Annotated in this window: 3 protein-coding genes and 1 pseudogene; 1 reads left to right on the plus strand and 3 read right to left on the minus strand. The window is 60.4% G+C overall.

Annotation, left to right across the window (positions count from 1 at the left end):
• From AC1DX0_RS32610 to AC1DX0_RS32620, 3 genes are all read right to left on the minus strand, one after another.
• Positions 1–265, minus strand: a 265-nt coding sequence (locus tag AC1DX0_RS32610) for a B12-binding domain-containing protein (protein WP_477358499.1), incomplete at its 3' end; no start/stop codon positions are given.
• A 97-nt stretch (positions 266–362) separates the two neighbouring features.
• Positions 363–2,012, minus strand: coding sequence for an ABC transporter substrate-binding protein (locus AC1DX0_RS32615; RefSeq protein ID WP_477219162.1), 1,650 nt, complete (start codon positions 2,010–2,012; stop codon positions 363–365).
• A gap of 45 nt (positions 2,013–2,057) precedes the next feature.
• Positions 2,058–3,608, minus strand: a complete 1,551-nt coding sequence (locus AC1DX0_RS32620) for a trimethylamine methyltransferase family protein (protein ID WP_477358501.1) — start codon at positions 3,606–3,608, stop codon at positions 2,058–2,060.
• Positions 3,609–3,699: 91 nt separating this feature from the next.
• Here AC1DX0_RS32620 and AC1DX0_RS32625 point away from each other — a divergent pair.
• Positions 3,700–3,790, plus strand: a pseudogene (locus tag AC1DX0_RS32625) (LysR substrate-binding domain-containing protein); the annotation flags it as partial.

Genomic DNA, 3,790 nt, shown 5'->3' on the forward strand with positions numbered 1-3,790 from the left:
GGATGAACATGCCGGCCTTCATGGCGTTGGCCGACAGCAGCACTTCGGGAACGAACAGGATGCCGTCGCGAAAATCCTCGCCGACGATGCGCATGCCTTCGACCAGCGCCTCGGTCAGCACCTTGTAAGGCACCCAGCCGCGCTCCAGCAGGATGTTGGTGCCTTCCTCGATCTCTTCCTTCAGCCCGTCATAGAGATCGTCGTGCATCTGCTGCACCAACTCGTCATCGGAAAGTTCAGAAAGGATGATCTCGTCGTCGGACATTTTGCCTGCGCCAATCGCCTGTCAGTGATCTACGGGCCGCCGGCACCTTTTGTCATAGGGTACCGGCGGCGGTTGATTGCAAATCTCGGGAGCTAAATCAGGCGTCGAGCCAGACGTTCTGAAAGTCCATTTCGTAGGTCTGGTGCATACCGTAGTTCTTCACCTTCTTGCTCATGTGGCAGTAGAGCTTCTGCCAGAACGGCTGGATGATGACGCCGGAATCCTGCAGGATTTGCTCGACGTCTTTCATCACCTCCTTGCGTTTGGCAGGATCTGCCAGCGAAAGCGCCTGCTTCAGCTTGGCGTCGAAATCCGGATTGGCATAGGCCGTTTCATTCCAGGCTTCACCCGAGCGATATCCCAAGGCCAGCACCTGGACGCCAAGCGGCCGCATGTACCAGATGGTCATAGAGTACGGATACTTCGTCCAGTCATTCCAGAAGGTCGAACCCGGTAGCACCGTACGCTTGACCTTGATGCCGGCATCGCGCAATTGGCCGGCGATCGCATCGCCAGTGTTCTTCTGCCATTCGTCCTCGACGGTGATCARCTCGTGCTCGAAGTCGGCCTGCCCGGCATCCGCCATCAGCTTCTTGGCGGCGGCGGCATCSCGYGTCTTCTTGGGCAGCGGATAGTATTCGGGATGGATCGGGGCGACGTGGTGGTTCTCGCCGACCGTGCCGAGCCCGGCGTAGCCGAGCTGCATGACGGCATTGTTGTCGACGGCCATCTGCAGCGCATTGCGCACCCGCTGGTCGTCATAGGGCTTGTGGGTGATGTTGGTGCGGGCAACGAGCGTGGTCGCCGTTGCGACTTCCGATTTCACCAGATCCATCTTGTCGAGGGCGTCGATGAAGTCGGCCGGTGTTTCGAAATCGAGGTCGATCTCGCCGGATTCGAAGGCATTCAGCGTGGCGTTGAAGTCGGTGCCGTAATCGATGAACTCGACACCGTCGAGCGGCGTTTCACCACCCCACCACTTGCCGTTCTCGCGACGCTTGACAACCGCCTTGGTACCTACTGCGTAGGAGACCAGTTCGAAGGGTCCGGTACCGATCGGCTTCTTGATCGGGTCGGCGCCGTCCTTGTCGAAGTCGCGATGCACGACCAGCGCCGGATAGTCAGTGAAGCCCGGTATGATCGCGATATCGGGTTCGGACAGCTTCAGCTTGACCGTGAGGTCGTCGACCTTGGTGATGGCACCATCCTTGGCCTTGCCGGTCTTTGTGTCGATCAGCGCGCCGACGCGTGCCGCCATGGAATTGCCGGAAGCAGCCTTCTCGCACCAGCGGTTCAGATTAGAGACCACGTCATCGGCGTTGAAGGCATCGCCATTGTTCCAGGTGATGCCTTTGCGCAGATGCAGTGTGTATTCGGTGGCGTCGTCATTGACGTCCCAGCTTTCAAGCAGCACCGGCTCGAACGTGAACTGGTGCGTGTAGCGGACGAGCGGCTCGAGCCAAGTCCGGGTGACGTTTGCCATCTCGGTCCAGTCATAGGTGCGCGGATCCTTCTGCGCCTTGACCGACATGGCGACACGCAGCGTTCCGCCCTTTTTCGGTTCATCGGCCAGGGCTTTGGTCGGCGCGGCAAGGCCGATCATGCTGTAGGCGAAAGCCGTCGATGCGCCGAAGGCGCTGGCCAGCGCCAGGAATTCGCGCCGGTCCATATGGCCTGCACGCGTCTCTTTCGCCATTGCCTCGATAGCGCCCGGCACGCGGTCGCCATTGCTTCTGAAGAACGTCATTTTTTTCTCCCTTTTTTGTTCCCGTTAGTTTGTTCGTCCGTCGCGTCAGCTGACGCTGTTTGGCAGCGCCTCCTCGCGCCGCGCAATGAAATCCGCCAGCCCGTCGGCAATGCCCTCGTCGAGCTTCGGTTCCTCATAATCCGCGAGCATGTTGCGCGCCTTCTCGCGACCGCGCGTGTCGTGGTCCTTGGCCCCTTCAGCCTTCCACTGTTCGTACGAATTGAAGTCCATGATCGAGGGYATGAAGAARGCSGACTCGAAATGTTCGAGYGTGTGTTTRGTGCCGAGGAAATGGCCCTGCGGGCCKACCTCGCGGAYYGCCGCCATCGCYTCCTTGAAATCGTCGAACGGMAGSCCGCCKRCATATTTGTACCAGCCGACAAGCTGTTCGCAGTCCGTTGCGAATTTCGAATAGCCGCAGCTCAAGCCGGCCTCGAGCCATCCGGCGGAATGCCAGATGTAGTTGGCCCCGGAGAGGATTGCGGCATGCATCAGCATGTTCGATTCGTAGCCCGCCTGGGCATCGTTCAGCTTCGACCCGACATGGAAGCCCGAGGTGCGCCATGGCAGTTTGTATTTCCTGGCCAGCGCCCCCATCAGATACATCATCTGCGCGGCCTCCGGCGTGCCGCCCATCGGCGCCCCGGTCTTCATGTCGACCGTGACCATGAACTGTCCGTAGAGCTGCGGCGAGCCGGGACGCAGCAGCTGCGTGAACGCGACGCCCGCCAGCGCTTCGGCATTGACCTGCGCGACCGCGCCGACGGCGGAGGCCGACGTCGAGGCGCCGCACAGGGCGAAGGGCGCAAGGATGAGCGGTTGGTTGTGGCGTGCGTAGACCTTCATCGCATCCAGCATGGTGGCGTCCCACACCAGCGGCGAGTTGCAGTTGGTGATCGACACCAGCACCGGATTGTCGCGGACATAGTCCTCGCCGAACACGATGCCCGCCATGGCCATCGTATCTTCCGCCCGTTCCTTGGACGTCACTATGCCCATGAACGGCTTGTCCGAGTGCTTCAGCGCCGAATGGATGATGTGGAGATGGCGCTTCGGCACCGCGATTTCCATCGGCTCGCAGATGACCGAGCTCGACGAGTGCAGCGCCGGCGCCATATAGGCGAGCTTGTGGAAGTTGTTGAGGTCGGCAAGCGTGCCGTAGCGCCTGTTGTTGTCGAGGTCGCGCACATAGGGCGCGCCGTACATCGGCACGAAGATGGAGTTGTTGCCGCCTACCCGCACCGTCCGCTGCGGATTCCTCGCATTGAGCGTAAACTCTGACGGGACCTTCGATACCAGTTCCATCAGCAGGGCACGGTCGATCCGGACGCGCGTATCGGAAACATCGGCTCCGGCGGCCTTCCACAGGGCGATCGCCTCATCGTCGCGGAATTCGCAGCCCACCTCTTCGAGGATTAAAAGTGACTCCTGGTGGATCAGTTCCACCGCTTCATCCGGGACCATCTCATAAACAGGGATCTTGCGGACCAGGGTCGGAAAAGACGCCATGGGAATTCCGCGCAGTGTCTTGCGCCCCACGCGGCCACCCGCTCGACGGTTGGCAGGTTCGGTTATTTCAGCGGCCGGTGCGTTCATGAAACTCGATCCTCCTAGAGGCCTTCAATCTAGAGAGACAAAATGCAGCTGTGACGCTGGAAAATCCTGATCGCTTGTATAAGTTGAGCTTATGCGAAGCCTGCGCCATCTACTGCCCTCCGCCGGCAGCCTGATTGTTTTCGAAGCCGCCGGCCGGCTGTCAAGTTTTACCGCCGCCGGGC

The organism is Mesorhizobium sp. P3_A9, assembly GCF_056402975.1.